Annotated in this window: 26 protein-coding genes; 5 read left to right on the plus strand and 21 right to left on the minus strand. The window is 69.3% G+C overall.

Translation table 11 applies throughout. From position 1 onward, the window contains the following. Positions 1-28 precede the first annotated feature (28 nt). The 13 genes from FDK12_RS04365 to dacB form a co-directional block, all read right to left on the minus strand. Complete coding sequence (locus FDK12_RS04365) at positions 29-994, minus strand: Rossmann-like and DUF2520 domain-containing protein (RefSeq protein WP_137368425.1); 966 nt, start codon at positions 992-994, stop codon at positions 29-31. Then, a complete protein-coding gene (locus FDK12_RS04370; RefSeq protein WP_223263087.1) occupies positions 981-2,759 on the minus strand; it encodes a PH domain-containing protein in 1,779 nt (592 codons plus the stop codon). Before FDK12_RS04370 ends, FDK12_RS04365 begins: the two co-directional genes overlap by 14 nt. Further along, positions 2,756-3,271 (minus strand): PH domain-containing protein, encoded by a 516-nt coding sequence (locus tag FDK12_RS04375; RefSeq protein WP_137368426.1) that lies wholly within the window; start codon positions 3,269-3,271, stop codon positions 2,756-2,758. Before FDK12_RS04375 ends, FDK12_RS04370 begins: the two co-directional genes overlap by 4 nt. Then, on the minus strand, positions 3,264-3,749 hold the full coding sequence (locus tag FDK12_RS04380; protein ID WP_137368427.1) for a DUF3180 domain-containing protein: 486 nt from the start codon (positions 3,747-3,749) through the stop codon (positions 3,264-3,266). The genes FDK12_RS04375 and FDK12_RS04380 overlap by 8 nt, the downstream gene beginning before the upstream one ends. 6 nt (positions 3,750-3,755) lie before the next feature. Then, positions 3,756-4,247, minus strand: a complete 492-nt coding sequence (gene folK / locus FDK12_RS04385) for a 2-amino-4-hydroxy-6-hydroxymethyldihydropteridine diphosphokinase (protein WP_137368428.1) — start codon at positions 4,245-4,247, stop codon at positions 3,756-3,758. Beyond that, positions 4,244-4,651 (minus strand): dihydroneopterin aldolase, encoded by a 408-nt coding sequence (gene folB / locus FDK12_RS04390; protein WP_137368429.1) that lies wholly within the window; start codon positions 4,649-4,651, stop codon positions 4,244-4,246. The genes folK and folB overlap by 4 nt, the downstream gene beginning before the upstream one ends. After that, entirely contained in the window at positions 4,648-5,559 is a 912-nt protein-coding gene (gene folP, locus FDK12_RS04395) for a dihydropteroate synthase (RefSeq protein WP_137368430.1), read from the minus strand. Before folP ends, folB begins: the two co-directional genes overlap by 4 nt. A 10-nt stretch (positions 5,560-5,569) precedes the next feature. Then, a complete protein-coding gene (gene folE, locus FDK12_RS04400; RefSeq protein ID WP_137368431.1) occupies positions 5,570-6,187 on the minus strand; it encodes a GTP cyclohydrolase I FolE in 618 nt (205 codons plus the stop codon). 65 nt (positions 6,188-6,252) lie between these two features. Continuing rightward, positions 6,253-8,310, minus strand: a complete 2,058-nt coding sequence (ftsH, locus tag FDK12_RS04405; protein WP_137368432.1) for an ATP-dependent zinc metalloprotease FtsH — start codon at positions 8,308-8,310, stop codon at positions 6,253-6,255. 169 nt (positions 8,311-8,479) lie between these two features. Next, the gene (gene hpt / locus FDK12_RS04410; RefSeq protein WP_137368433.1) at positions 8,480-9,031 is read right to left on the minus strand and encodes a hypoxanthine phosphoribosyltransferase; all 552 of its coding nucleotides are present in this window, start codon (positions 9,029-9,031) and stop codon (positions 8,480-8,482) included. Positions 9,032-9,034: 3 nt separating this feature from the next. Continuing rightward, the gene (gene tilS, locus FDK12_RS04415; protein ID WP_137368434.1) at positions 9,035-10,138 is read right to left on the minus strand and encodes a tRNA lysidine(34) synthetase TilS; all 1,104 of its coding nucleotides are present in this window, start codon (positions 10,136-10,138) and stop codon (positions 9,035-9,037) included. Continuing rightward, positions 10,131-11,267, minus strand: a complete 1,137-nt coding sequence (locus tag FDK12_RS04420) for a zinc-dependent metalloprotease (RefSeq protein ID WP_137368435.1) — start codon at positions 11,265-11,267, stop codon at positions 10,131-10,133. The genes tilS and FDK12_RS04420 overlap by 8 nt, the downstream gene beginning before the upstream one ends. 94 nt (positions 11,268-11,361) lie before the next feature. Continuing rightward, positions 11,362-12,801, minus strand: a complete 1,440-nt coding sequence (dacB, locus tag FDK12_RS04425) for a D-alanyl-D-alanine carboxypeptidase/D-alanyl-D-alanine-endopeptidase (protein ID WP_137368436.1) — start codon at positions 12,799-12,801, stop codon at positions 11,362-11,364. Positions 12,802-12,979: 178 nt separating this feature from the next. Here dacB and FDK12_RS04430 point away from each other — a divergent pair, with 178 nt between their 5' ends. Next, complete coding sequence (locus FDK12_RS04430; RefSeq protein WP_137368437.1) at positions 12,980-13,546, plus strand: inorganic diphosphatase; 567 nt, start codon at positions 12,980-12,982, stop codon at positions 13,544-13,546. A 142-nt stretch (positions 13,547-13,688) separates the two neighbouring features. Next, positions 13,689-14,318 carry a hypothetical protein gene (locus tag FDK12_RS04435; RefSeq protein WP_137368438.1) on the plus strand — a complete coding sequence of 210 codons (630 nt, stop codon included), beginning with the start codon at positions 13,689-13,691 and terminating at the stop codon, positions 14,316-14,318. Between the two features lie 54 nt (positions 14,319-14,372). On the opposite strand, the gene FDK12_RS04440 is transcribed toward FDK12_RS04435, so the two are convergent. Further along, positions 14,373-15,209: an HAD family hydrolase gene (locus tag FDK12_RS04440; RefSeq protein WP_137368439.1), complete on the minus strand. Its 837-nt coding sequence runs from the start codon at positions 15,207-15,209 to the stop codon at positions 14,373-14,375. Positions 15,210-15,253: 44 nt separating this feature from the next. Next, on the minus strand, positions 15,254-16,534 hold the full coding sequence (gene serS / locus FDK12_RS04445) for a serine--tRNA ligase (protein ID WP_137368440.1): 1,281 nt from the start codon (positions 16,532-16,534) through the stop codon (positions 15,254-15,256). 68 nt (positions 16,535-16,602) lie between these two features. On the opposite strand from serS, the gene FDK12_RS04450 reads away from it, so the two are divergent. After that, positions 16,603-17,739: a diacylglycerol/lipid kinase family protein gene (locus tag FDK12_RS04450; protein ID WP_137368441.1), complete on the plus strand. Its 1,137-nt coding sequence runs from the start codon at positions 16,603-16,605 to the stop codon at positions 17,737-17,739. Here FDK12_RS04450 and FDK12_RS04455 read toward each other — a convergent pair. The 4 genes from FDK12_RS04455 to FDK12_RS04470 all read right to left on the minus strand — a co-directional run bounded on the left by FDK12_RS04455 (position 17,736) and on the right by FDK12_RS04470 (position 20,482). Further along, positions 17,736-18,080, minus strand: a complete 345-nt coding sequence (locus FDK12_RS04455; RefSeq protein ID WP_137368442.1) for a hypothetical protein — start codon at positions 18,078-18,080, stop codon at positions 17,736-17,738. The genes FDK12_RS04450 and FDK12_RS04455 overlap by 4 nt on opposite strands. 86 nt (positions 18,081-18,166) lie before the next feature. Further along, positions 18,167-19,141, minus strand: a complete 975-nt coding sequence (locus tag FDK12_RS04460; RefSeq protein WP_137368443.1) for a DNA topoisomerase IB — start codon at positions 19,139-19,141, stop codon at positions 18,167-18,169. 79 nt (positions 19,142-19,220) lie between these two features. After that, entirely contained in the window at positions 19,221-20,159 is a 939-nt protein-coding gene (gene pheA / locus FDK12_RS04465) for a prephenate dehydratase (protein WP_137368444.1), read from the minus strand. Then, entirely contained in the window at positions 20,156-20,482 is a 327-nt protein-coding gene (locus FDK12_RS04470; RefSeq protein ID WP_137368445.1) for a rhodanese-like domain-containing protein, read from the minus strand. Before FDK12_RS04470 ends, pheA begins: the two co-directional genes overlap by 4 nt. A 159-nt stretch (positions 20,483-20,641) precedes the next feature. On the opposite strand from FDK12_RS04470, the gene FDK12_RS04475 reads away from it, so the two are divergent. Both FDK12_RS04475 and FDK12_RS04480 read left to right on the plus strand, forming a co-directional pair. Beyond that, on the plus strand, positions 20,642-22,081 hold the full coding sequence (locus FDK12_RS04475) for an amidase (protein ID WP_137368446.1): 1,440 nt from the start codon (positions 20,642-20,644) through the stop codon (positions 22,079-22,081). Beyond that, positions 22,082-23,545, plus strand: coding sequence for a peptide MFS transporter (locus FDK12_RS04480; RefSeq protein ID WP_223263088.1), 1,464 nt, complete (start codon positions 22,082-22,084; stop codon positions 23,543-23,545). A gap of 89 nt (positions 23,546-23,634) precedes the next feature. Here the strand turns inward: FDK12_RS04480 and FDK12_RS04485 are convergent, their stop codons facing one another. Together FDK12_RS04485 and FDK12_RS15015 are read right to left on the minus strand one after the other, a co-directional pair. After that, the gene (locus tag FDK12_RS04485; protein WP_137368448.1) at positions 23,635-24,882 is read right to left on the minus strand and encodes a glycerate kinase; all 1,248 of its coding nucleotides are present in this window, start codon (positions 24,880-24,882) and stop codon (positions 23,635-23,637) included. Positions 24,883-24,934: 52 nt separating this feature from the next. Beyond that, a complete protein-coding gene (locus FDK12_RS15015) occupies positions 24,935-25,102 on the minus strand; it encodes a hypothetical protein (protein WP_181036337.1) in 168 nt (55 codons plus the stop codon). Between the last annotated feature and the right edge of the window lie 89 nt (positions 25,103-25,191).

Below are 25,191 nucleotides of genomic sequence, written 5' to 3' on the forward strand. Positions count from 1 at the left end.
GGGCGCCGTTGCGGTTCGGGCGGGAGGATCAGGCGGGTGGGTCCGATGCCGCATCCGGCGGGTCTCCCGGGGTGGTGCTGGTCGGCTCTCCCGTACCGGGCACGTCGGCGAGCGCCGCGAGGATCGCCTCGCCCTGCGCGGACGACAGGACACCGCGCTCGAGCGCGCGGACAGCGGTGGCACGGGCCATGCCGAGGTACGCCTGCCGCGTGTCCGCGGCGTCATGACCGTCCAGGGCCGCCCTGTGGGCGCGGACGGTCCCGGCATCTCCGCGTGCCACGGGCCCTGTCAGCGCACTCTCCCCGGAGGAGAGGGCGTTCTCGAGGGAAGCCTTCATCAGCGGGCCGAGCATGCGGTCGGGATGCTGGACACCGAGATCGGCGAGCACCTGGGCCGACTGCGCCGCGATGGTCACCAGGTGGTTCGACGCGTGGGCGAGGGCCGCGTGGTACAGGGCCCGGGACTCCTCCTCGATGACCACGGGCTCGGCGCCCATCTCCACGACGAGGGCTTGGGCGATCGGAAGCACCGCCGACGGGGCCGTGATCCCGAACATGCTGTCCGGCAGGCGGCCGAGGTCGAGGCTGAGCCCCGTGAAGGTCATGGCCGGGTGGATGGCGAGCGGGATGGCACCGGCAGCACGCGCAGGGGCGAGCACGGAGGTACCGTAACGCCCGGAGGTGTGCACCACGAGCTGTCCGGCCTGCCAGGCCTTCAGCTGGGCGAGACCCTCCACCAACGTCGGCAGGGCGTCGTCGGGCACCGTGAGCAGCACCAGCTCGGCGCGCTCGATGATGTCCGGCACCTCGAGGACGGGCACTCCCGGCAGCAGGTTCTCTGCGCGCTCACGACTCGCCTCCGAGACGGCGGAGACGCCGACGACGGCATGACCGGCGGATCTCAGCGCTGCACCCAGGACCGAGCCGACCTTCCCGGCTCCGACGATGCCGACCCCGAGCCGCCCGGGCCGGCGGGTCGCGTCAGCGATGGCCATCGGCAGCATCCTCACTCGTGGTCGCCGGAACATACCTCGGCACGTCGGGCATTACCTTGGGCTCGACTCGGGGCGAGACCTCGGGCTTGAGCTCGTCCTCGAGCCTGGCCCCGGTCCCGGGCCCGGGGACGACAATGGGATCGACCTCGTGCACGAACTCGCTGGGCACCTCGTTCGCGGACCCGTCCTCCTCCGCCGTGAAGTGCTGCGGCACGGCGGACGCAGCGCCATCCGCCGGACCGTCGCCGATGCTCCGGGATGTTGCTCCGGCGACTGCGGCACCCCTGGGAACGGGCTTCATCCACTGCTCCGGACCCCCGTGCCGCCGCGCCTCGGCCGCGCGCGCGGCCTGCCCGTGGAAGAGCTCCCACGCGGTTGCGGTATCGGCGAGCAGCACGCGGGGGTTCACGGGACCAGGCGTGGTCTGGAACTGCAGGTTCGACACGCGGAAACGCCGGTCCACCGGACCCTGCTCGATGGACAGCGACTGCGTCCGCTCGTGCGGCACGACGACGAGCTGACGCCACAGGACGCCCGAGCGCATGAGGACGGCCGTACCCGTCACCGCGAACCCGTTGCGGCGCCAGGCGAGCGGCGCCAGCCACCGGGCACGGCGCGGCGTCGTGACGAAGCCCTCAACGCCGTCGCGGCCGGTCATCCCCGCGGTGAACACCTCGACAGGGCGCGGCGTCCCGGGGTCGGGCAGGACGAGGGCGAGGATCTGCAGCACCTCGTCCCTCGTGCCCACGGGCAGCAGTGTGGCCCGTGCCTGCCCCTCCGTCGAGGCGGACAGGCCGTACCCGGCGACGTTCACCGTGACGCGGTACCACCCCTTCAGCCGCCACAGCGGGGACTGGATGATGCTGAGCGCCTGCACCCGGCCCGGCGGGACGGTCTGTGCTCGGGTATCGAGCAGGCCGTAGCGCACGCGAATCCCGTCGGGGGACGTAGCCGCCCGGAAGTTGTAGCCGGTGTTCAGCGCCGACCAGTAGGCACCGACCACGCCTATGAGGATGGGGATGAACGATGTCGCGATGATGGGCGTTTCGAACACGATGCCGAGCGTGATGACAACCACGACGGCCACGACCAGCGCGATGGTGGTTCCGGACAGGACCGCTGCCCCGATGACCCGCGCAGGGGGAATCGCCACCACTTCACGCTCGGGCGCCTCGACGATCTCCTCGGGATGCTCCGGATCGGCGGCAACGCCTGCCGCCCGGGCGAGGATCGTCGCGCGCAGCTTCCTCGCGTCGTCGAGCTTGAGGAAGGCGAGCCGGACCGCGGATTCGCCCGCATCCGCCACCTCGAACTTGAGCTCGGCGAGGCCGAAGATCCGTGCGAGGAAGGGCTGCACGATGTCGATGGCCTGGACGCGGTCGAGCCTCGCCTGCCGCTGCTGCCGGAAGACGACACCCGAATGCACCCGCACGTGCTCCGCCGTCACCTGGTAGCGCGTGAAGTACCAGGAGACGAGGAAGATGGCGGCGATGACCACCACCACTCCCACCAGGATCCCGCCCGCCACCAGGAGACCCACACCCTCGGGTAGCGGGTTCCTCCCCCTCGTCTCCGTGGCGAAGAGCCCCTCGAACCAGTCCCTGCCGACGAAGTAGAGGATGGCGACAAGGGCGATCCAGCCCCGCACGAGCGGTGAGATGAAATGGACGCGGTGCCAGACGTCGGCGCCGCCGCCGCCGGCATCCGGGTTCGTCGAACCCGCCGGCAACGGAATGTCGCCGGGAGGCTCGTGCGCCGTCGTCACAGCCCGGCCAGCCTGGCTTCTCCCCGCGCGGACAGTTGCTCACGGAGCCTCGTGCCCTCGTCCGTCGGCAGACCGGGGATGAACGCATTCGTCGCGGGTGATGCGGTGTGGAGTTTGAGGGTGCAGATCCCGAAGGCGCGCTCGAGGGGACCGACAGCGACGTCGACGTACTGCATGCGACCGTAGGGCACCACCATCGTGCGCTGGAAGAACACACCCTGACGGACGAGGAGGTCGTCGTCGCGTTCGGCGTAACCGATGGCCGCGACCTGGCGGGGCAGCAACACTCCGCGCCAGATGGAGATGACCAGGACGAGGCCGGGTAGCCCCCAGGCGATCCAGAGAGCCGGGAAGGAGTCCCAGACGCCCGAGAGGCGGAGCACCAGCGGAACGCCTGCGATCACGAGCCAGACCAGCGAACCGATGAGCCAGCCCAGCAGCCTGACACGCAGGTACTTCGGTGAGACCCTGGACCATTCGAGCCCGGACGGATCGATCGGTTCCCTACGCATACTCCCCCTCGGTGTCGCCCGGAGCGCCCGTGCCGTCGTCGTCCGGCGGGAGCCGGCAGAAGTTCTCGACAACCAATCCCACCATAATCATGAGGATCCCGCCCACCATCAGTGCCACGGACCCCCACAGGGGAGCCATCGTCGATCGGACCGACAGGAGGGTCAACTGATCGACGAAGATGCCTGCGTGCCACCCCAGACTGAGCGCGCCCGCGTAGGCACACGCCTGCGCGAGGACGAGCGTGCGCGTGGCGAGGATGGGATCCGGGGGACGGTCGCGCTTGCCGTTGCGCCACTGGAGCACGCGACGGCCGAACACCAGCGTGATGCAGAGGATCACAGCCGTCGTCACGAGCGACGTCAGGGGCAGGGTCGGCGTGCCGTACCCGTTGCGTGTGGCCAGCCAGTTCACCAGCCAGGCGGCGAGCCCGGCCACCAGTCCGACGAGGGCCAGCCAGCGGAACCGAAGAGGCGTCATCGCGACCTAGACTCCCTCGAAGGGCATCAGGCCGCTGATGTCCGCAGCTTCCGCGGCCAGCTCCGCGACCGGACGGCCCTCCAACTCGGCACCGGCGTCCATCCACGCCCACGGCTGCAGGACGAAGGCTCGGGACGCCGCACGGGGGTGCGGGACGGTCAGGACGTCGTCGTCGGACGTCCACGAGCCGTAGGTGATGATGTCGACGTCGAGCGTACGGGGACCCCAGCGGACGGTGCGCTTGCGGTGGTGCTTGTCCTCCACCGCCTGGCAATGGGCGAGGAGCTCGTACGGGCCGAGGCTGGTCTCCACCTCGATCACCATGTTCAGGTAGTCGGGCTGCTCCGGTCCGCCGACGGGCCTGGTCCGCACGACGGGCGAGACCGCGTGCAGCCGGACGTTCTCCGGCTCCACGAGATCGGCGACGGCGAGCACCAACGTGTCGTTGCTGGCACCGAGGTTGCTGCCGAGCGCGAGGACCGACCGGACGCTGCTCACGTGCGGCTCCGGCGCAGGGTGACGGCGACATCACCGAAAGGCACGTCGATCGGTGCCTTCGGCTTGTGGACGGTGACATCCACGGCTGCAACAGGCAAGGTTGTCAGGACCGCCGTCGCGATGGTTTCTGCAAGGGCCTCGATGAGATCGAACGGCTCGCCACCGATGATGCCGTGCACCAGTTCGGCGAGCTCGCCATAGTGCGCCGTCTGCGCCAGGTCGTCGCTCGTGCCGGCCGGCTGCAGATCAAGATGGAGCACGACGTCCACGACGAAGGGCTGCCCGTCCCGCCGCTCGTGGTCGAAGACGCCGTGGTACCCCTTTGCCGTGATGCCCCTGAGCACCACGGTGTCGAGGTGCCCCGAGGGCGAACCGGTGCGGACCGGGACGGACTGTCCGTTCACCGCCGTGGACCAGCCGCAGCTGCAACCTTGACGGCGTCGAGTGTCGGTCCGGGGGTGTGCACGCGCACTCCCCAGATGCCGGAAGCAGCGGCCAGGGTCGCGACGGCGAGCGAGGCGTGATCGCGCTCGGCGGGTGCGGCCGCCTTGCCCGCCGAGGTGAGCAGGGTCCCGAGGAAGCGCTTGCGGGAGGCACCGACGAGCACCCGGTGACCCAGCCCCGTGAACACATCGAGGTTCCGGAGGATCGCCCAGTTGTGGTCGTCCCTCTTGGCGAAACCGAGGCCCGGATCGAGGATGATCTTCTCCGTGGCGACTCCCGCGGCGACGAAGCGGTCCCGCAGGTCGGCGAGTTCCGCCGCGACCTCGGAGACGACGTCGCGGTAGTCCGCCATGCTGTCCATGGTCGTCGCGGTTCCCCTGCGATGCGTGAGGACATAGGGGACGCCGCGCTCCGCGACCAGGGCCGGCATCGCGGGATCGTAGTCAGCCCCCGAGATGTCGTTGACGATCCCTGCACCGGCGTCCAGCGCCTGCCGTGCCGTCTCCGCGTGCATCGTGTCGATGCTCACCAGGGCGCCGGCCTTGACGAGTGCCCTCACGACGGGGAGCACGCGCGCGAGCTCCTCCTCGACCGGCACCTGACGGGCGTTCGGGCGCGTGGACTCGCCACCGACGTCGATGATGTCCGCCCCGCCGTAGTGCATCCGCAGACCATGGCTGATGGCGTCGTCGGTAGTGGCGTACTTGCCGCCATCGCTGAAGGAATCCGGCGTGACGTTCAGGATCCCCAGGACCACGGCGCGCCCCGTCGGCAGATCGTCGAACGTCTTGGCCGCGCGGACGGGCCGGATCACCGGCAGTGGTGAGGTCGCGGGCCCTGTTCCGGGCGCTGCGGCGAGGGAGTCCATCAGGGCTGTCCTACTTTCCGAGTATGAGGCTCATGGCCTCTGCGCGCGTCGCCGTCTCGCGGATCTGGCCGCGCACCGCAGAGGTGACGGTCTTCGCGCCGGGCTTCCGCACCCCGCGCATCGACATGCACATGTGTTCGCATTCGATGACGACGATCGCGCCCTTGGGCTTCAGGTACTCCATCATCGCATCGACGATCTGCGTGGTCAGCCGCTCCTGCACCTGCGGACGGCGCGCATAGACCTCCACGAGCCGCGCAAGCTTGCTTAAACCGGTGACCCGCCCGTCCTCCGAGGGGATGTAGCCGACGTGCGCCGACCCGTGGAACGGGACCAGGTGGTGCTCGCACGTGGAGTAGAACGGGATGTCCTTCACGAGCACGAGTTCCTGGTGATTGATGTCGAAGGAGGTCGACAGCACCTCGCCGGCGTCCTGGTGCAGGCCGGCGAACATCTCCGCGTAGGCCTTCGCGACGCGCTTCGGGGTCTCGAGCAGTCCATCGCGGTCGGGATCCTCGCCGATGGCAGCCAGGATCTCGCGAACGGCCCGCTGGATGCGGAGCTGGTCGACGGGCGATCCGGTGGCGACCAGCGCGGCGTCCACCACTTCGTCGTCAAAATCTGTCACGGGTTGTCCCCCCTGTAGGCACTGCCCACCGTCAGCCCCATGGCCACCGGCGTATCACTGCGGAACTAGCTGTCCCTGCCATCCCTGGGGCCCTCGCCCGACTCGGGCGAGGGAAGGTCCGAGCTCTGGACATCGAAATCACGGGGGATGTTCGCATCCGCGATCTGGTCCTGCGGCGCCACCGACTCCGGCGCGGGCTGACCGCTCTCGAGGGCTTCCGCGCGCTCCTTGCGGGACGTCACGGGAGGCAGCGAGTGGACCGGGCGGGTCTGCTTGGAGAGCCAAACCTCGCGCAGCTCGCGCTTGCGCACGTTGTGGAACACCTCGGCGATCTCCGCCTGGTTGAGCGTCTCCCGCTCCAGCAACTCGAGGGCGAGACGATCGAGGACGTCACGGTTCTCGGTGAGGATCTGGTATGCCTCGTCATGCGCGTTGTCGATCAGGCGGCGCACCTCCTCGTCGACCACGAGGGCGATCTGGTCCGAATAGTCACGGTCGCTGCCCATGTCGCGGCCGAGGAAGGGCTCCCCCGCCCCCTGTCCCAGCTTCACGGCGCCGATGCGCTCGCTCATGCCGTACTGGGTGACCATCTTGCGCGCGGTTCCGGTGGCCTTCTCGATGTCGTTCGACGCGCCCGTGGACGGGTCGTGGAAGACGATCTCCTCGGCGACGCGGCCGCCCATGGCGTAGGCGAGCTGATCGAGGAGTTCGTTCCTGCTGACCGAGTACTTGTCGTCGCTCGGCATCACCATGGTGTACCCGAGCGCTCGTCCGCGCGGCAGGATGGTCACCTTGGTCACCGGGTCCGTGTTGCGCAATGCTGCTGCCACGAGGGCGTGTCCGCCTTCGTGGTAGGCCGTGATCTTCCGCTCGAGTTCCTTCATCACGCGGCTGCGCTTCTGCGGGCCGGCGATGACGCGGTCGATGGCTTCGTCGAGGGCACGGTCATCGATGAGCTGCGCGTTCGAGCGGGCTGTCAGCAGTGCCGCCTCGTTGAGCACGTTCGCCAGGTCTGCACCCGTGAAGCCCGGCGTCTTCTTCGCGACGGCCTTGAGGTCCACGCCGGCCGCCATCGGCTTGCCCTTGGAGTGCACCGTCAGGATGTGCTCGCGGCCCTTCATGTCCGGGGCCTCGACGCCGATCTGGCGGTCGAAGCGGCCCGGACGCAGGAGCGCGGGATCGAGGACGTCGGGGCGGTTCGTCGCGGCGATGAGGATGACGTTCGTGGTCGCGTCGAAACCGTCCATCTCGACGAGGAGCTGGTTGAGCGTCTGCTCGCGCTCGTCGTTGCCGCCGCCCACGCCGGCGCCGCGGTGGCGCCCGACGGCGTCGATCTCGTCCACGAAGATGATGGCCGGTGAGTTGTTCTTGGCCTGCTCGAACAGGTCGCGGACACGTGACGCACCGACGCCGACGAACATCTCGACGAAGTCGGAGCCCGAGATGGAGTAGAAGGGGACACCTGCCTCGCCGGCGACTGCGCGAGCGAGGAGGGTCTTGCCCGTGCCGGGAGGGCCGTACAGCAGGACGCCCTTCGGGATCTTGGCGCCGAGGGCCTGGAACTTGGCTGGTTCCTGCAGGAACTCCTTGATCTCGAGCAACTCCTCGACCGCCTCGTCGGCGCCGGCGACGTCGTTGAACGTCACCTGCGGCATGTCCTTCGAGATGAGCTTGGCCTTGGACTTGCCGAACTGCATGACCTTCGACCCGCCGCCCTGCATACGGCTGAGCAGGAACCAGAAGATGACGCCGAGGATCAGGATGGGGAAGATCAGACCCGCGAGGCTGAGCAGCCAGTTGCTCTCGGCCGGCTGGTCGGTGAAGCCGTCCGTGTCCGAGGTGTTGATGGCTTCAACGACGCTCTCGGCGCGCGCGGTGCTGTAGAAGAACTGAACGCTCTTGCCCATGTCCTCGTAGTCCTCGCGCAGCGTCAGGTCGACGCGCTGCTCGCCGTCGTAGATCTTGGCCTGCGAGACCTTGTCATCTTCGAGGAGCTGCAGCCCGACATTGGTGTCGACGCGGGATCCTCCCGAGCCGAAGATGCCGGGAAGTACCAGCAGGAGCGCGACGACCCCCAGGACGATCCAGAAAAGCGGACCCTTGAAGATGTTCTTGGATTTCATACGTCTCAGGGCAGCAAGCCCTGTCCCTCCTGCTGATGCAAGTCACAATGTGCGGGCGCACTGCCGTGGGTGCCCTTGGAGCACCTCAACATATACCCTCTCGGAGATTCATCACGCGCGGATTATGCCGATAGTTCCCTCTCGGCGTACCGCCACGTGCGGCCGGAGCCTATTCGTAGACGTGCGGTGCCAGTGTCCCGATGAAGTCCAGGTTGCGGTACTTCTCTGCGAAGTCGAGGCCGTAGCCGACCACGAATTCGTTCGGGATGTCGTAGCCCACGTATTTGACGTCGATCTCGACCTTCGCGGCGTCGGGCTTCCGCAGGAGGGTGCAGATCTCCACCGACGCGGGGCCGCGGGACAGGAGGTTCGCCTTGAGCCAGGACAGCGTCAGGCCGGAATCGATGATGTCCTCGGCGATCAGCACGTGCTTTCCCATGAGGTCCGTCTCGAGGTCCTTGAGGATGCGCACCACGCCGGAGGACTGCGTACCGCTGCCGTAGGACGAGACGGCCATCCAGTCCATCGTGATGTGGGAGTGGATGGCACGCGCCAGGTCTGCCATGACCATCACGGCACCCTTGAGCACGCCCACGAGGAGGATGTCCCTCCCCTGGTAGTCGGCATCGATCTGCTGCGCGAGTTCGTTGATGCGCTGCTGGATCTCTTCCCTGGTGTAGAGGACATGCTTGAGATCTGACTGGACGTCGTTGGAATCCACCGATTACTCCTGGGTTGGCCGGCGCAACTGCTTTACGCCGGGGCCGTTGTTTGTGCCATTGGTACTTAGGACAAGGTTGCCATAGCTTGGTTCCCCCCGAAGAACTGCCCGTCCCCGGACCTGGCGATAGACGCTCACCTTGCCGCCCAGCTGCACGGGTCCGGCGGAGCCTTTCCGGTCGAGCAGCGACTCGGCTGCGCGGAGGCGCTCGAAACTCGGCTGGAACGCGCCGAGTTCGAGTGCTGCGAGGGCCAGCACGCGCTGCCTCAGCGCGGCGGGCAGTCCCCTGAGACCGTCCTCGGGGAGCAGCACCGCGCCGTCGCCGTCCGTCCGTCTCAGCGATGCGTATGCCTCGGCGCTCAACTGCTCCAGGAGGTCCGCATCCTGTCCGAGGATGGCAGCAGTGCGGGCCAGCGCCTGGGCGATGCCCGGGCCGAGCTGCTCCTCCAGGAACGGCAGGACCTCGACGCGCACGCGCGAGCGCGCGAAGGCGGGATCGAGGTTCGTCGGGTCGTGCCACGGGTCGAGGCCGTAGAACGCACAGATGGCCTCGGTCTCGGCGCGGCGCAGTTCGAGGAACGGGCGGATGTACAGACCCCGGCGGGCCGGCATCCCTGCGAGGGAACGGGTACCGGAGCCACGCGCGAGCCCGAGGAGCACCTGCTCCGCCTGGTCGTCGAGCGTGTGACCCAGCAGGACGGCCACAGCCCCGAGCCGCGCGGCCGCTTCGTCGAGCGCGGCGTAACGGGCGCTGCGAGCGGCGGCTTCGGGGCCCATGCCCTCGCGATCGACGGCGACACGGCGCACCTCGACGGGTGCGAGTCCGAGCTCCCGCGCCACGTCCGCAGCCTGCTCCGCTGCCGATGCGCTACCCGGTTGCAGACCGTGATCGACGACGACGGCGCCAACCCGGCAACGCCCGGTGCGCGCCAGGTGGACCGCCACGGCAGCGAGGGCCAGTGAGTCCGGACCGCCGCTGCAGGCCACGAGTACAAGGGGCAAGTGCGGCGGGGCGGCTGCTGGGTCGACCAACAGGCCGTCGAGGCTCGCGGCAAGCAGGTTGCGGGCAGTGCCGACAGCGGGGAGCAGCCGCGGGCGCCTAGCCATGGCGGCGCAGGCTCATCCTGTCGATCCACTCGTCGGCTGCATGGATCTCACGCTCGGTGGGCAGGTGCGACGGCGCTTCCCAGACGGCGTTGAAGCCGTCCATGCCGGTCTGGCTGACCACGCGGCGCACGAACTTCGAGCCGTCGCTGTACTGGCGCATCTTGGCGTCCAGGCCCATGAGCTGGCGGATGACCTTCTCGAGCGGGCCCCTGGACTTGCCGCGCGCATTGAAGCGGCGCCGGATGGTCTTGACCGACGGGACGATACTGCCGTCCACGCCGTCCATGACCACGTTGGCGTGGCCCTCGAGCAAGCTCATTACGGCGGTGAGGTGCGAGAGGCGGGCCTTGTCCTCCGGGTCCTGCAGGATCGACAGCACGCCGGCGTTCTGCGGTTCCGGGTCGCCTTCCGCTGTGCTCTCCCCGCGTGATCGCGCCTTCGCGGCCGTGATGTTCCTCACCGCTGCTCCGAGCCGCTCCGAAAGGGAGTCCGCCTTGTCCATCAGCCCCGACGTCAGCTGCCCGATGTGATCGGTCATGTGGTCCTTCAACCACGGCGCGGCCGCGAACTGGACGCGGTGCGTCTGCTCGTGGAGGCACACCCACAGGCGGAAGTCGGACGGGTCGACGTTGAGCTCCCGCTCGACCGAGATGATGTTGGGCGCCACGAGCATGAGCCTCCCGCCCTGCCCGTTCCGCGACGGGACGAACGGATCGTACTGTCCGAGTACCTTGCTCGAGAGGAATGCGAGGATCGCTCCGAGCTGGGCACCCGTGACGGTTCCACCGAGGGCCAGGGATGCGGATTTCAGGACGTCCGGCCTGGACGCCGCGAGCTGGTCCAGTGCGGGTTCCATCAGGGTGCGGAAGCTCTGGGAGTTCGCCCGGGACCAGGAGGCGCGATCGACGATCAGCAGTTCCGAGTCACGCAGGTCACGCGCGGCGTCGAGCCGGGAGATGGCGTGGACGTGGCCCACGGAGGCGTCGGCCAGTTCGCGCATGTTCTGCACTGCTCGGGCGATGTCCGCGGGTTTCATCGTCGGTCCGGCGGGCGTCAGCGACGCCGCGGTGGAGGCCGCGATATCCCAGTTGACCAACTGCGGGCGGGGTGCGGGCTCGTTCCTGGACATGCGCCTATTCGATCACATCCCGCTGACGGCGGCTCCCACGGTTCGCAGAGGATCGGGTCGTCGGATCGGCGGCGCTTACAGGCCAGTGACGGTGCTAGCGGCAGCCGCACCGTGCCAGGACCGCCGCAGCAGCGTCGGCAGCGGCCCTGGCCTCGATCGTGGCGCCCTCGAGGCCCGTCGCGAGGAACGAGAACACGAGCAGGCGGCCATCGGCCGTGACCACGTGCCCGGACAACCCGGTGACGGCATTGAGCGTCCCGGTCTTCGCCCGCACTGTTCCCGCGCCGGCGGCCGCGGACCCGGCGTCGGGCGTGAAGCGCTCTTCCAGTGTGCCGGTCAGGCCCGCGATAGGCAGCGATTGCGCGACGGCGGCGAGCCCCTGGTCGGCCGATGTGGTCGTGCCGCGCAGCAGCGCTGCGAGCTGATGGGGCGAGACGGCGTTGCGGACGGACAGACCGGCGGCATCGCCCACGATCAGCCCTTCCTCGGGAACGCCGAGCCGCGTGGCGGCGATGGTCAGCGCCTCTGTCGCTCCTCCGAAGGATGCCGGGCGCCCGCTGTCGAGGGCGGCGATGCGGGCGAGGGCCTCGGCCAGGTAGTTGTCCGAGATCTCGAGCATCCGGCGCACCTGGTGCTGCAGCGGCGCCGACTCGACGGCTGCCACGGGTTCGGCGCCTTCCGGTGCCGCCTGGCGCCGCACGTCCGGCTGGACGACGATGCCACGCTCGGCAGCGGCTGTGACCAGGGCAGCCGCGAAGGTGCGGCCGGCGTCGAGGGCTGCGTCCTGGGAACGGGGGCCTCCGGCCCGGCCCTCCTGGATCCAGGCCGAGTTGATGGCGAGTGCGTGCAGCGGCGCGATCTCGCCCGCTTCGACATCACCGTCGGCCCACGTCGGGTTGAGGGTTGCGCCGGCGAAGAGGGTGTCGTCGAGGTACACGGTGTACGGGCCGGAGCCGTCCGGCAGGGCAGCGGCCGTCTCCACCGCGAGGGTGCCGAGACCCGCATGCCCCACGACCGCGTCCGGGTCCGACAGACCTGAACCGAGGAGGACATCACCGCCGCCGCGCAGGTACAGCGCGTGCGCGTCGGTCTCCGAGGCGAGCACCGACGTCGTCAGTGTCTCCCCCGGCTGCCCGAAGGTCATGGACGCCACGGCCGTGAACAGCTTGATGTTCGACGCCGGAGGCTGCACGCGGGTGGCCTCCCTCGCGTAGAGCACGCTCCCGTCGGTCGAATCGATGACCGTCCCCGCGAAGGTGCCCGGACCGGGGATCTGCAGCGCCTCATCCAGTTGCGCCCCCAGCACCGCAGGGTCCGGGGGCGGGGCCGAGGCCGAGAGCGGTGTGACGACGTCGGGCACCGCGACGGCCGTCGGCGGAATCTGCGGCGCAGGCGTGACCGGTGGAGGCGCCGGCGGCGCCGGGTCGACGGCTGCCAGGACTGCCGGCACGAGGTGGGAAGCCAGGGGTACAGCGATCGCGGCCATGACCAGGACGAGCAGGAGACCGGTCAGCAGGCGGAGCGGGCGCTTCATGGTGTCCTTTCGCAAGCTATCGCCGAGCAGCACTGAAACCACGGGGAATGCCCTTGTACCGGCGACCGACCGATATGTTAGGGCTGACGATTAACAGTAGACCGGCCGGCCGCCCCCTCCCCGGAGGGCGCGGCCGCCGGCTGCCGACCGGACCACCGACCTACCCATAGGAGTTGCCATGAAGCTTGACGTCACCATCGAGATCCCGAAGGGATCGCGCGTCAAGTACGAGATCGACCACGAGACCCACCGGTTGCGCCTCGACCGCGTCCTGTTCACGGCGATGCAGTACCCCACCCATTACGGCTACTTCGAGAACACGCTCGGCGAGGACGGCGACCCGCTGGACGCACTGGTCCTGCTGCAGGACTTCGACCTCATCCCGGGGGTCCTCGTCGAGTCGCGCCCCATCGGCGTCTTCAACATGACCGACGACGGCGGCGGGGACGCCAAGGTCCTCTGCGTGCCTGTCGATCCCCGCTTCGATCACATCCAGGAACTGTCCGACGTCTCGGATTTCCTGCTCGACGAGATCAAGCACTTCTTCACCAAGTACAAGGACCTCGAGCCGGGCAAGTGGGTCGAGGCCGCGGACTGGTCAGGTCGGGAGGAAGCCGAAGCCGAGATCGAGGCGTCCCTCAAGCGCTTCAAGGAGATCGGCGAGGGCAGCGCCCACGACGAGCCGCAGGGCCGCGACGTCGACGTCGACGCGAAGAACGCCACGGAGACCCCCGAGGGCCGCTAGCAGCCCCAGCACGACAGGAGCTCCCGTCGTCCCGCCCGTCGAGGGGGCGATGGGAGCTCCAGCGCTCTCCGAGCAAGCGGGACGCGCGTGGAAATCAACGCACTTCGGTTGATTCGAGCCCTCGGGCCTCCATACTGATGCCATGCACTATGTCCTGACGATCAACCAGCGCGACTCGCGCGAGGTCGGGGACCTCGTGGGTGATCTGCTCAAGGCCCTGCGCTACCTGCCGACCGTGGTGCCGTTCCAGCGATCGGTCGGTGACGAGGTCCAGGGCGTCGTCGACTCCGCGTCGACGGCGGTGGACGCCGCCCTGCGGGCCATCCGCTACCGCCGCTGGCACGTGGGCATCGGCGTCGGCGGGCTGACCCCCCCGGTGCCGGAGCGGCTCGTCGACGCGGAGGGCTACGGCCTCGTGTACGCGCGAAGAGCAGTGAACCGGGCCCAGAAGACCGGCGAGCGCATCCCGCTCGCCGTCGAGGGGCCCGACAGCGGGATCGCAGCCGAGGCCGAGGCCGTCCTCCGACTGCTCGGGCAGATCGTCTACACGCGCACCGACGCCGAATGGGCCGTCCTCGACCTGATGACCCCCGGGGCCCGCGGGCAGCAGAAGTACATCGCACAGGAACTGGGCATCACCGCGCAGGCGGTGAGCCGCGCCGCCGTCCGGTCACACTGGATGGAGGAGTGGGCGACGCGCCCCGCGGCGGCCCGCCTGCTGGATCTCGCGTACGGGCCCGCCTCCCTCCCCGAAGCCGGCCTGGCCTACTGACGGATACCGGCACGCAGGTCGGACGTGGGGAACGTCGGGCCCGGCGGAACGACGTCAGACGAGGGACCGCAGTACCTTCGCGGCGCCGTCGTCGTACACGCTTCCGGTGACCTCCGATGCGGCTGACCGCACTTCGTCCGGCGCCTGCCCCATGGCCACGCCGCGGCCGGCCCACTGGAGCATCTCGATGTCGTTCCGGCCGTCACCGACGGCGACGGTCAGGGCACGGTCCGTTCCGAGCCTCGTGCGCAGGGACTCCAGGGCGCTGGCCTTCGTGACGCCCTGCGCCGCGATGTCCAGCCACGCGGTCCAGCCGACGGAGTAGGTGACCCCGTGCAGCCCGATGGAGGCCACGGCGGCGCCGAACTCCTCGGCGGAGCTGTCCGTGCTGAAGACGACGACCCGTACGGCGTGGCTCTCGAGCATCTCCTCGAAGTCGACGCTCTGCGCCTCCGAGCCGAAGCTCGCGTCCTGGAAGCTCTCGGTGCACAGGAACCTGCCACGATCGTCCTCGAGCGCGTACTTCGCCGCCGGCAACCGCTCCCGCAGGGCGGTGAGGGCGGGCTTCGGGTCGAAGGTGACGCGCTCGACGACCTCGAAGCCCTCGGGCATCGAGCTGTCGACCCTCAAGGTGACGCCGCCGTTCGAGCAGACGGCGTACCCGCGCCTGATGCCCAGCAGGTCGATCACGGGGAGCGTCGCTCCGAGGGACCTGCCCGTGGCGATGATGACGTCGTGCCCGGCTTCGATGACGGCCCGCGCGGCGTCGCGTACCTCCTCCGTCATGTTCCCCTCGTGATCCACGAGGGTGCCGTCGACGTCGAGGGCGATGAGATGGCGTTTCCGGTTGTCCTGCTGGTCATCGATGCCAGCATTGATCAAAGTACTCATGACTCAGTGAACCAGACCCCACCGACGCCCCGGTAGGGCGGCGCTCACAGTACCGGAAGGGTTTCCAGTCCGTTAAGATACGGCCGCAGCGCCACCGGCACCGTGACGGAGCCGTCCGCATTCTGGTGGTGCTCGAGGATCGCGACGATCCAGCGCGTGGTGGCGAGGGTCCCGTTGAGGGTCGCGACGGCCCGCGTGCCCTTCTGTCCCTCCCCCTCCTGGCGTTCGCGGATGTTCAGGCGCCGGGCCTGGAAGGTGGTGCAGTTCGACGTCGACGTCAGCTCGCGGTAGTCGCCCTGCGTCGGAACCCACGCCTCGCAGTCGAACTTCCGTGCGGCGGACATACCGAGATCCCCTGCCGCCGTGTCGATCACGCGGTACGGCAGCTCGACCTTAGCGAGCATCTCCTCTTCCCAGGCGAGCATGCGCTCGTGCTCCGCGGCCGCGTCCTCGACGGTCGTGTAGGTGAACATCTCCACCTTGTTGAACTGGTGCACACGGATGATGCCGCGGGTGTCCTTGCCGTGCGAGCCGGCCTCCCGGCGGTAGCAGGAGGACCAGCCCGCGTACCGTACGGGCCCCTTGCCGAGGTCGATGATCTCGTCCGAGTGGTAGCCGGCGAGAGCCACCTCGGAGGTGCCCACCAGGTACAGGTTGTCCTCCTCCAGGCGGTAGATCTCGGCGTCGTGCGCGATGTCGAAGCCGGTTCCCTGCATGGTCTCGGGTCGAACGAGAGTGGGCGTGATCATCGGGATGAAGTCCGCCTTGATCGCCTGGTCGAGCGCCATCTGCAGCAGGGCGATCTCGAGGCGTGCCCCGACACCCTTCAGGAAGTAGAAGCGTGAGCCCGAGACCTTCGCCCCGCGCTCCATGTCGATCGCGCCGATGAGCTCGCCGATCTCGAGGTGGTCCCGGGGCTCGAATCCCTCCGCGGCGAAGTCGCGCGGGGTACCGACCTTCCGCAGCACGACGTAGTCGTCCTCGCCGCCCTCGGGCACACCCTCCTGCACGAGGTTCGGAAGTTTGCGCAGCAACGCTTCCTGCTCCGCCTTGGCCTCGTCGGAAGCCGCTGCCGCAGCCTTGACGGACGACGCCAGTTCTTTCACGTCCGCAAGGAGCGCCTGCTTCTCCTCGCCCTTGGCCTGTGCCACCTTCTTGCCGAAGGCGTTCTGTTCGGCGCGCAGCGTCTCGTATGCGGTCACGGCCTCGCGCCGACGGGCATCAGCGGCGAGGACGGCGTCCACCAGCGACTCGTCCGCCCTGCGTGCGCGCTGCGATGCTCGGAACTGCTCGGGATTCAGGCGGAGGTCGTTGACGTCGATCACACCGACAAGACTACCCAAACCCGCGGGCACGACCGCGCCGGGGAACGGTCCCGCTATTGTGGGTGACCATGCGCCGCAAAATCCTCGCCGGGACCGCTGCGGCGTCCGCCGCCGTCGCGTCCATCCAAAGTTACTGGGCCGTCCGTCGGCTGCAGCAGACGCGCACGCCCACGGCGTCCTTCCACAGGCCGGTACCCGTGGCCGAGGGGCCGCAGCGTGTGGCGCTCGTCCTCAACCCGTCGAAGCTGCAGGCGGCCAGTGCGCGCGCCCTCGTCGAGCAGGCCTGCTCCGACGCCGGCTGGGAGCCTCCCCTCGTCCTCGAGACCACCATCGAGGATCCGGGGACGGGCCAGGCGGAACGGGCCCTGGCGGCCGGGGCCGACGTCGTGATCGCGGCCGGAGGCGATGGAACGGTGCGCGCCGTCGCGCAGGCCCTCGCGCACAAGCCGGCCGCGCTCGGGCTGCTGCCACTCGGCACCGGAAACCTGCTGGTACGCAACCTCGGCCTGCCCTACCACGACGTCGCGGGATGCCTCCGGTCCGCCCTGCACGGCGACGAACGGCGCATCGACATGGCGCGCATCACCCTCCGCAACGACCGCACCCACGTCATCTCGGACTATCCCTTCCTGGTCATGGGCGGCGTCGGATTCGACGCGAGCGTCGTGGCCGACGCGAAGCAGGACCTGAAGGAGAAATTCGGCTGGCTCGCCTACAGCGAGGCCGGCGTCCGCCACCTGCCGGGCAGGCGACGCCGCATCTCCATCAGCCTGGACGGACAGCCTCCCCAGAGCCGCAAGGTCCGCAGCCTGCTGGTGGCCAACTGCGGGAAACTCCCGGCGGGCGTCGATTTCGTGCCAGACGCCGTGATCGACGACGGCTACCTGGACGTGGTGGTCCTCAGCCCCCGCAGCCTGCTCGGCTGGACCTGGATGGCCGCGAAGATCCTCCTGCGCCACCGGGGCGGCATACCGGTCATCAGCTACTACCGTGCGCGGGAGGTCACGGTCTGGTCCGCTGACCCGATCGCCACGCAGCTCGACGGCGACCCTTCCGGAGCCATCACCTCACTGACCGCCCGGGTGGACCCGGACGCACTGATGGTCCGGGTGCCGGTGTCGGCTCCCGGACCATCAGGGTCCACCGCGGTGCTGCCGCTGTCGGACCTCCAGGGCAGGTGGCGGCGGTTCCTGCGCCGCTCCTAGCGGTCGCGGTCCGTGTAGTCGCCCTCGCCTTCGGGCGTGTCGACGAGCGGCTTGTCCTTGTCCGTGTACTCGCCCTCTTCCGCCGGGCTCTGCGCGGAGGTGTACCCGCCCGAGCTTCCGGAGGGTTCGCTGCTGGTGTAGTTCCCCTCCCCGCCGTCGTCGACGACCTCCGACGCGTCGTGGTCGGCCCGCCCGGCCTGCTGATTGATGAGGGCCTGCTCCTCGGCGAAACGGATGACGTTGCCCTGGTCGCCGATGTCACCCTGCCAGTTGGGATCCGACGTCGAGCCGTCACCCTCGTTGGGGTTCACGATGTGTCCTCCATGAGCGTTCTCGGTCATGATGCTTCCTTTCGTCGAAGGATGCGCTCCTCGTTGGGCGCCCGCTGCCAGCGTACTGACGAACGGGATGGTTTGAAATGTGCGCGTCAGTCGCGCAGGAGTTCCTGCACGGCCTTCTCCGACGCCGAATAGGTCGTGATCGGGATGACCTCGCCACTCATGAACCGGTCGACGAGCCGGGGGTCCACGTAGGAGCTGCGGGCGACCGTCGGGGTGTTCCCGAGGTGGTCGGCGACGGCCTTCATCGTGGCGCTGACAGCCTTCTGGCGTGCCGTGCGGCTCGTCGCCTTGAGATCCTCCTTGGCCAGGGCCATGGCGGCGACGACGGTGGCCTGCCACGTCCGGAAGTCCTTCGCCGTGAAGGGTCCACCGGTGACCTGCCGGAGGAACTCGTTGAGCTGGGACCCGTCCACGTGGTGCCACTTGCCGTCGTCCGTCTCATAGGCGAGAACGGTGTCGGCGTCCTCGCGCTCCATCATGGGACGCAGGGCGTTGGCGAGGTCCTCGTCCTCCAGCCGGGTGTCCCACTGCTGGCCGCTCTTGCCGGGGAAGTCGAAGGTGATGACATGTCCTTCGACGGTGCAGTGCTCCACGAGGAGGGTCGTGACGCCGAAGGAGCCGTTCGCCTCCGCATACTGCGTCGAGCCGATGCGGAGGGCGCCTGCATCGACGATGCGGAGGGCCGCCGCGAAGGCGCGCTCCCTCGTCAGGCCCTCGCTGCGGAGATGCTGGGTGATGGCGCGGCGCGCACTCGGCAGCTTGGCACCGAAGTCGAGGGCACGGTCGAACTTCTCGCGGTCCTTCTGCTCGCGCCATGCCGGGTGGTACATGTACTGGCGCCTGCCGGCGTCGTCCGTGCCGATGGCCTGGACGTGGCCGTTGGGGTAGGGCGCTATCCAGACGTCCTTCCACGCCGGCGGGATGACGAGGTCCTTGATGCGTTCCAGCTCGTCGCGGTCCCGCAGCAGTTCGCCGTTCGGAGCGCGGTAGCTGAAGCCCTTGCCGTGGCGCCGACGCGTGATACCGGGCCTGCGCGTGTTGCTGCGGCGCAATCGAGCCATCGTGGAACCAGCCTTCGAGTGGGAGGAGGACCTTCGATAGTAAGCCTACTGTGCTTTCGGCCCTCCCTGCACCGTCGGTTCAGCGGCCTCCGAGGATCTGCCCGAGCCACGCATCGGCCGAACCGAAGGCCTCGTCGGAGGTGTGACGCTCGACGGCGGGCGTCCGGCGGTCGGCGCGTGCATAGGACCCGAGGAAGCGGATCCCGGGGCTGATGCGGTGCAGTCCCTTGAGCGCATCGGCGACACGGGCGTCCTCGACGTGGCCGTCCGCGTCCACGCTGAAGAAGTAGTCGCCGAGGAATTGCCCCGTGGGCCTGGACTCGATGCGGCTGAGGTTCACGCCGCGGGCCGCGAACTGATCGAGGATCTGCATCAGGGCGCCCGGGTGGTCCTCGGGCAGGGGGATCACGAGGGTCGTCTTGTCGGCTCCGGTGCGCGGCGGCAGGGCATCCGGCCGGCCGACGAGGATGAACCGCGTGACGGCGTCGCTGACGTCCCCGATGTCCGACGCCAGCACGGCGAGCCCGAGCCGCCGGGCCACCAGGGGTGAGCAGATCGCGGCCTCATAGGAGTCCTCCCCGTCGACGAGCCCGAAGGCCGCGGCAGCGGTCGACGACGCCGGGATGTACTCCGCTCCGGCGACATGGGCATCGACCCAGTTGCGGCACTGGGCCCAGGCGTGGCCGTGCGTCGCGATGCGGCGGACGGCGCCGAGCGCCGAACCCTGCCGACCAGCGAGGACGAAGGTGATCGGCACGAGTTCCTCGCGGAGGATGCGCAACGGCTTTCCGACGGCGATGGCGTCCAGCGTGGCGCTGACGCCGCCCTCCACCGAGTTCTCGATAGGCACCATGGCAGCGTCCACTGCGCCCGAACGGACGGCGTCCAGCGCCGCACCGACCGTCGATGCCGGCACCCGGCGGGCAGCATCGGCACCGGGCACCTGGAGCAGCGCGGCCTCCGTGAAGGTTCCCTCCGGCCCGAGATAGGCGTAGGAGGACGTGTCCGGACGCGTCACAGGACGGTGGGCTCGCTGCCCGTCTCGGACACCATCGGCTTACCGGCCTCGAGCCAGGCGCCCATGCCGCCGCTCACGTTGACGGCCGTGTAGCCGTTGCCCTCAAGCCACTCGGCTGCGCGCTGCGACCGGCCGCCGCTGCGGCAGATCACGTGCAGGTCCTCGTCGGGATCCAGCTCGGCGAGCCGTGCCGGAAGCTGGTCGAGCGGGATGTGCAGCGCGCCCTCGACGTGGCCCGCTTCCCACTCGTAGTCCTCGCGGACGTCGAGGATCCGCGCGTCGCTGGGCACGGCCGTCACCGGTACGTTCTGGGGTTCACTCATGCGCCTAGCTTTTCACGCCCCGGCGCGGGCCCGCCATTGCTACGTGCGGTCGCGGCTGCCGGTGGTCCCTTGAAGCGGCTCCTATAGTTGTGCTTGTTGTTGTCGGGGGCCCACGGCGTGGCGGGTCCCGGACCCGCCCGCCCAGCGACTGGAAGCCCCTTGAGCGAACTGCATGATCTCTCCGCACTCACCCTCCGGGACGCCCTGGCCCGAGGCGCCGTCAGTGCGCGCGAGGTCACCGAGCACTTCCTCCGGCGCGTGGACGCGCTCAACCCGGACCTCGGCTCGTTCGTCACGGTGACGCACGACGACGCCCTGCGCGCTGCGGACCACGCGGACGGGCTGCGCTCCACGGGAGTGGCCCTCGGTGCCCTGCACGGGGTTCCCCTTGCCCACAAGGACCTCACCGATGTCGCCGGAGTCAGGACCACGCTCGGCACGGCAGCGCTCGATCACGCGGCGGCCTCGGAGGACGCGCCGCTCGCCGCCGTCCTGCGTCGCGCCGGCGCCATCAGCCTGGGCAAGACCCAGGTGCCGGAGTTCGGGCTGAGCTGCTACAGCGAGAACCGCATCGCCCCACCTGCCCGCAACCCGCTCGACCGCCGGCTCAGCCCTGCCGGGTCCTCTGGCGGGAGTGCAGCAGCGGTGGCTGCCCGTATGGTTCCGTTCGCTCCGGGCACCGACGGTGGAGGTTCGATCCGCATCCCGGCAGCAGCGACCGGCCTGGTGGGCCTGAAGCCGAACCGCGGGCGCGTGCCCTCCGGCTCCGGGCAGGCCGACCTCGGGCAGTTCGTCGTCGCCGGACCGCTCGCCCGTTCCGCCGTGGACGCCGGGCTCCTCCTCGACGCCCTCGTGGCAGAACCGAACTACCGGCCCATGAGCGCCGCCTCACGGTACCCGGGGTCCTTCACCGACGCCGCTCTGCGCGCTGAGGGTCGTTTCCGCATCGGGGTCAGTACGGCGTCGCCCTTCTCGTCCGCGATGGACATCAGCCTGGACAGCGCTGCGACCGGGGCCCTCCACGCGGGGATCCAGCTGCTGCAGGGCGCGGGTCACGACGTCGTCGATGCCGACCTGGTGTACGACGAGCGCTACCACGACGCGTTCCAGCTCGTCTGGACCGCGGGCCTGGCGACCGCTCCGATACCGGCGGACCGGGAGGACCGGCTGACGGACATCACCCGCGTGCTGCGCCGCAGGGCGCTGGGACGCACGGCCGCGCAACTGGCGGGCGCCGTCGACGTACTGCGCCAGTTCGAGCAGAGCACCATCGAGCAGTACTCGCGCTACGACATGGTGCTCACCCCCGCGGTGGCCATGACCCCTCGTCCCATCGGGTGGTACACCGACGCCGACGGCGACACCGACTACCTGCGGCAGTGCCAGTACTCCCCCTACACGTCCATGGTCAATGTGTGCGGCCTTCCGGCCGTGACCGTCCCCACGCTGCGCCTCCCGGACGGACTGTCGATGAGCGTGCAGCTCATCGGACGCCCCGGGGAGGAAGCGCACCTCCTCGCGGCGACCGCCCAGATCGAGGCCCTCCGGGCGGGCGGAAGCGATTTTGCCTCCGCCGGCCCGAGCGGCACCATGGAGTAAGTGAGTACACTCCAGCGGACCGCCGACTCCGGCGAAAGAACGTTCCTTGGCCACCCGCGAATGTTGGCGAACCTCTTCAGCGTCGAACTGTGGGAGCGGTTCTCGTTCTACGGCATGCAGGCACTGCTGCTGTTCTACATGACGTATTCCCTGGCCGAGGGAGGGTTGGCACTCGATCCGGGCACGGCCGCCGGCCTCGTGGGCGCGTATGGCGGTGGCGTCTACCTCTCGACGATCCTCGGCGCCTGGCTGGCCGACCGGGTGCTCGGTAGCGAGCGGGTCCTGTTCTACTCCGCGATCATCATCATGTGCGGGCACGTAGCCCTCGCCCTGCTGCCGGGCGTCGTCGGCCTCTCGGTCGGCCTCGTGATGGTTGGCGTCGGGTCCGGCGGCCTGAAGGCCAACGCGTCCTCACTCGTCGGCACGCTCTACGCGCCCGGCGACGACCGCCGCGACGCGGGCTTCTCCATCTTCTACATGGGCATCAACATCGGCGGCCTCATGGGCCCGCTGCTCACCAACCTGGCCTGGGACACCTACGGCTTCCACGTCGGATTCGGGCTGGCCGCCGTCGGCATGGCAGCCGGGCTCCTCCAGTATGCAGCGACCCGCAAGAACCTTCCGGCCGCGGCGCACGCCGTCGAGGACCCCCTGCCCCGGTCGGCCTACCCGCGCTGGATCGCGATCGCGGCCGTCGTCGTCATTCTCGTCGGTGTGGTCCTGGCCACCGGGCTCCTCGATGCCGGCAACCTGGCCGGCGTGATGGCCTACACCGCCATCGCGGCGACCCTCGCCTACTTCGCCGTCATCCTCTCGAGCAGCAGGGTCACGGCCGAGGAGCGGCGCCGGGTCTACTCCTTCATGCCGCTCTTCGTCGCGAGTGCCGCGTTCTGGTCGCTGTTCCAGCAGCAGTTCACGGTGGTGGCGCTGTATTCCGAGAGCCGACTGGACCGGAACCTGTTCGGCTGGGAGATGCCGCCGGGCATGGTGCAGTCCATCAACCCGGTCTTCATCATCATCTTCGCCGGGATCTTCGCCGCCCTCTGGACACGGCTCGGCAGCCGCCAGCCCTCCTCTTCCCTGAAGTTCTCCTTCGGGCTGATTGTCATGGGCGTCGCGTTCCTCGCGTTCATCCCCTTCGCGGGCGGAGGGGCCAACAGCACACCGCTGATCGGCCTGGCCGGGATCCTGCTGCTGTTCACCTGGGCAGAGCTCTTCATCTCGCCGATCGGGCTGTCCGTGACCACCAAGCTGGCACCCGAGGCCTTCCGCACACAGATGCTTGCCCTGTTCTTCCTGTCCATCTCGCTCGGGACCACGGTGTCGGGCCTCCTTGCCGGTTTCTACTCGGAAGCGAACGAGGTGCCGTACTTCGCCTTCAGCGGCATCACGGCGATTATCCTGGGTGGTTCTCTCATCGCAGCCGCGCCTGCCATCAGCAAGGGCATGGGCGCGGTCCGCTAGCACCGTGCAGCCGCTCGATACCGCGGGTCGGCCCGTTGCGCGGACGGCGCCGTCGCCCGGACTTCTATCCTGAAGCGCGGGATCACGGTCTAGCGGGGAACAGTCGCTCCGAACACCCCGTAGACGTGTGCGGCGGCGTCCTCCATCAGTGACGCGGCGCCCTGGATGAGCTCCTCGAGAGCCATGGGACCCGTTGCGAGGGAGAACGCCCCCGCCAGCCCGGCGTCCTGCACCTGTACTGCCGAGAGCTGGACGCGCCCGGCGATCACGACGACGGCGCAGGTGTCGGGCGCGGTCGCGACGACGGCCTGCACCACCTTGCCACCCAGGGACTGCGAGTCGAAGGAGCCCTCACCGGTCAGCACGAGGTCGGCCTCGGCCAGCGCGCCGGCGAGCCCGACGGCGTCCGCCACGAGAGCGGAGCCCGGCACGATCTCCGCACCGAGAAACGGGACGAGGACGGCGGGGAGGCCGCCGGCGGCACCGGCACCGGGAACGTCCACCATCGCGACGCCGGTCCGCTCCTCGACGACGCGGGCGAGGTGGGACAGTGCGTGATCGAGTACGACGACGTCGTCCGGCGTGGCGCCCTTCTGCGGCCCGAAGACCGTAGCGGCACCGCGCGGTCCGCACAGGGGATTGTCGACGTCCACCGCGATGCGCCAGCGTACGTCGAGGGCTCGCGGGTGCAGGTTCGAGGTGTCGATCGAGGCCAGGGCAGTGAGACTTCCGCCACCAGGCAGCAGGGGGTCACCGTCCGCATCGAGGAACCGGGCACCGAGCGCGGACAGCAGCCCGGTCCCGCCATCCGTGGTCGCGGAGCCGCCGATGCACAGCAGGATCTCCTCGGCGCCGTCGTCGAGGAGTTGTGCCGCGATCTCGCCGACGCCGTAACTGGTGGCCGTGAGCGCATCGAGGGGGATGTCCGCGACCAGGGGCAGGCCGTTGGCTTCGGCGGCTTCGAGCACCCCACGTACCGGCAGCCGCTCCTGGCGCCTCGGGTCCGTCACGGGGTCCGACACGGGTGCCGCCTCCGCACCCGTGGCCGGGACCTGCGAGATTGCATACCGCGCCCTGCGGGCACGGCCGGCCGCGTCGTGGCACTCCGTGGTCCGCGGCTCGACCTCCCAGGCGGCGAGGAGCGCATCGAGGGTTCCCTCCCCGCCGTCCGCGAGCGGGGCCAGGACGACAGCCGGTTCGGGGTGACCGAGACGCCGGGCCGCAGCGCGGACCCCTGCGGACATGGCAAGGGCAGCCTCCGCCGCGGGGAGGCTGCCCTTGAGGGAATCCGGTGCGAGAACGATCCTGAGCGGACGCCGGTGCGCGTGCGTGGTCATCCAACCACCCTAGCGGTGGGTCCCGCCCCGTCCGAGAACCGGCCGGTATGCGTCAGTCGTCCGAACCGCCGTCGTTGTCCGCCTCGAAATCGGGGGCGATCTCGTCCTCGGTGCCGGGTCCGCCGTAGCCGCCGGCTGCCTGCTCCTCGAGCTTGCCGGCCTCCTCCGCGCCCTGCTCCTCGGGATCGCCGGTGGGGGTGTCGCTGGAATTCTCGCTCATGGTGGTACCTTCCGTGATGCGTCTGCCCCTGACTGGGTGCTGATACTCAGCTTACTGATGATCGTCGAACGGGCAACCGGATCACGTTT

It is taken from the genome of Arthrobacter sp. NamB2 (genome assembly GCF_005281365.1).
Classification (GTDB): Bacteria; Actinomycetota; Actinomycetes; order Actinomycetales; family Micrococcaceae; genus Arthrobacter_D.

What these genes read in the sequence shown, in the direction of transcription:
- FDK12_RS04365 (WP_137368425.1), bottom strand. Translation starts at nt 994, where the DNA reads ATGGCCATCGCTGACGCGACCCGCCGGCCCGGGCGGCTCGGGGTCGGC.
- FDK12_RS04375 (WP_137368426.1), bottom strand. Translation starts at nt 3,271, where the DNA reads ATGCGTAGGGAACCGATCGATCCGTCCGGGCTCGAATGGTCCAGGGTC.
- FDK12_RS04380 (WP_137368427.1), bottom strand. Translation starts at nt 3,749, where the DNA reads ATGACGCCTCTTCGGTTCCGCTGGCTGGCCCTCGTCGGACTGGTGGCC.
- folP (WP_137368430.1), bottom strand. Translation starts at nt 5,559, where the DNA reads ATGGACTCCCTCGCCGCAGCGCCCGGAACAGGGCCCGCGACCTCACCA.
- ftsH (WP_137368432.1), bottom strand. Translation starts at nt 8,310, where the DNA reads ATGAAATCCAAGAACATCTTCAAGGGTCCGCTTTTCTGGATCGTCCTG.
- tilS (WP_137368434.1), bottom strand. Translation starts at nt 10,138, where the DNA reads ATGGCTAGGCGCCCGCGGCTGCTCCCCGCTGTCGGCACTGCCCGCAAC.
- FDK12_RS04420 (WP_137368435.1), bottom strand. Translation starts at nt 11,267, where the DNA reads ATGTCCAGGAACGAGCCCGCACCCCGCCCGCAGTTGGTCAACTGGGAT.
- dacB (WP_137368436.1), bottom strand. Translation starts at nt 12,801, where the DNA reads ATGAAGCGCCCGCTCCGCCTGCTGACCGGTCTCCTGCTCGTCCTGGTC.
- FDK12_RS04430 (WP_137368437.1), top strand. Translation starts at nt 12,980, where the DNA reads ATGAAGCTTGACGTCACCATCGAGATCCCGAAGGGATCGCGCGTCAAG.
- FDK12_RS04435 (WP_137368438.1), top strand. Translation starts at nt 13,689, where the DNA reads ATGCACTATGTCCTGACGATCAACCAGCGCGACTCGCGCGAGGTCGGG.
- FDK12_RS04440 (WP_137368439.1), bottom strand. Translation starts at nt 15,209, where the DNA reads ATGAGTACTTTGATCAATGCTGGCATCGATGACCAGCAGGACAACCGG.
- FDK12_RS04450 (WP_137368441.1), top strand. Translation starts at nt 16,603, where the DNA reads ATGCGCCGCAAAATCCTCGCCGGGACCGCTGCGGCGTCCGCCGCCGTC.
- FDK12_RS04455 (WP_137368442.1), bottom strand. Translation starts at nt 18,080, where the DNA reads ATGACCGAGAACGCTCATGGAGGACACATCGTGAACCCCAACGAGGGT.
- FDK12_RS04460 (WP_137368443.1), bottom strand. Translation starts at nt 19,141, where the DNA reads ATGGCTCGATTGCGCCGCAGCAACACGCGCAGGCCCGGTATCACGCGT.
- FDK12_RS04470 (WP_137368445.1), bottom strand. Translation starts at nt 20,482, where the DNA reads ATGAGTGAACCCCAGAACGTACCGGTGACGGCCGTGCCCAGCGACGCG.
- FDK12_RS04485 (WP_137368448.1), bottom strand. Translation starts at nt 24,882, where the DNA reads ATGACCACGCACGCGCACCGGCGTCCGCTCAGGATCGTTCTCGCACCG.
- FDK12_RS15015 (WP_181036337.1), bottom strand. Translation starts at nt 25,102, where the DNA reads ATGAGCGAGAATTCCAGCGACACCCCCACCGGCGATCCCGAGGAGCAG.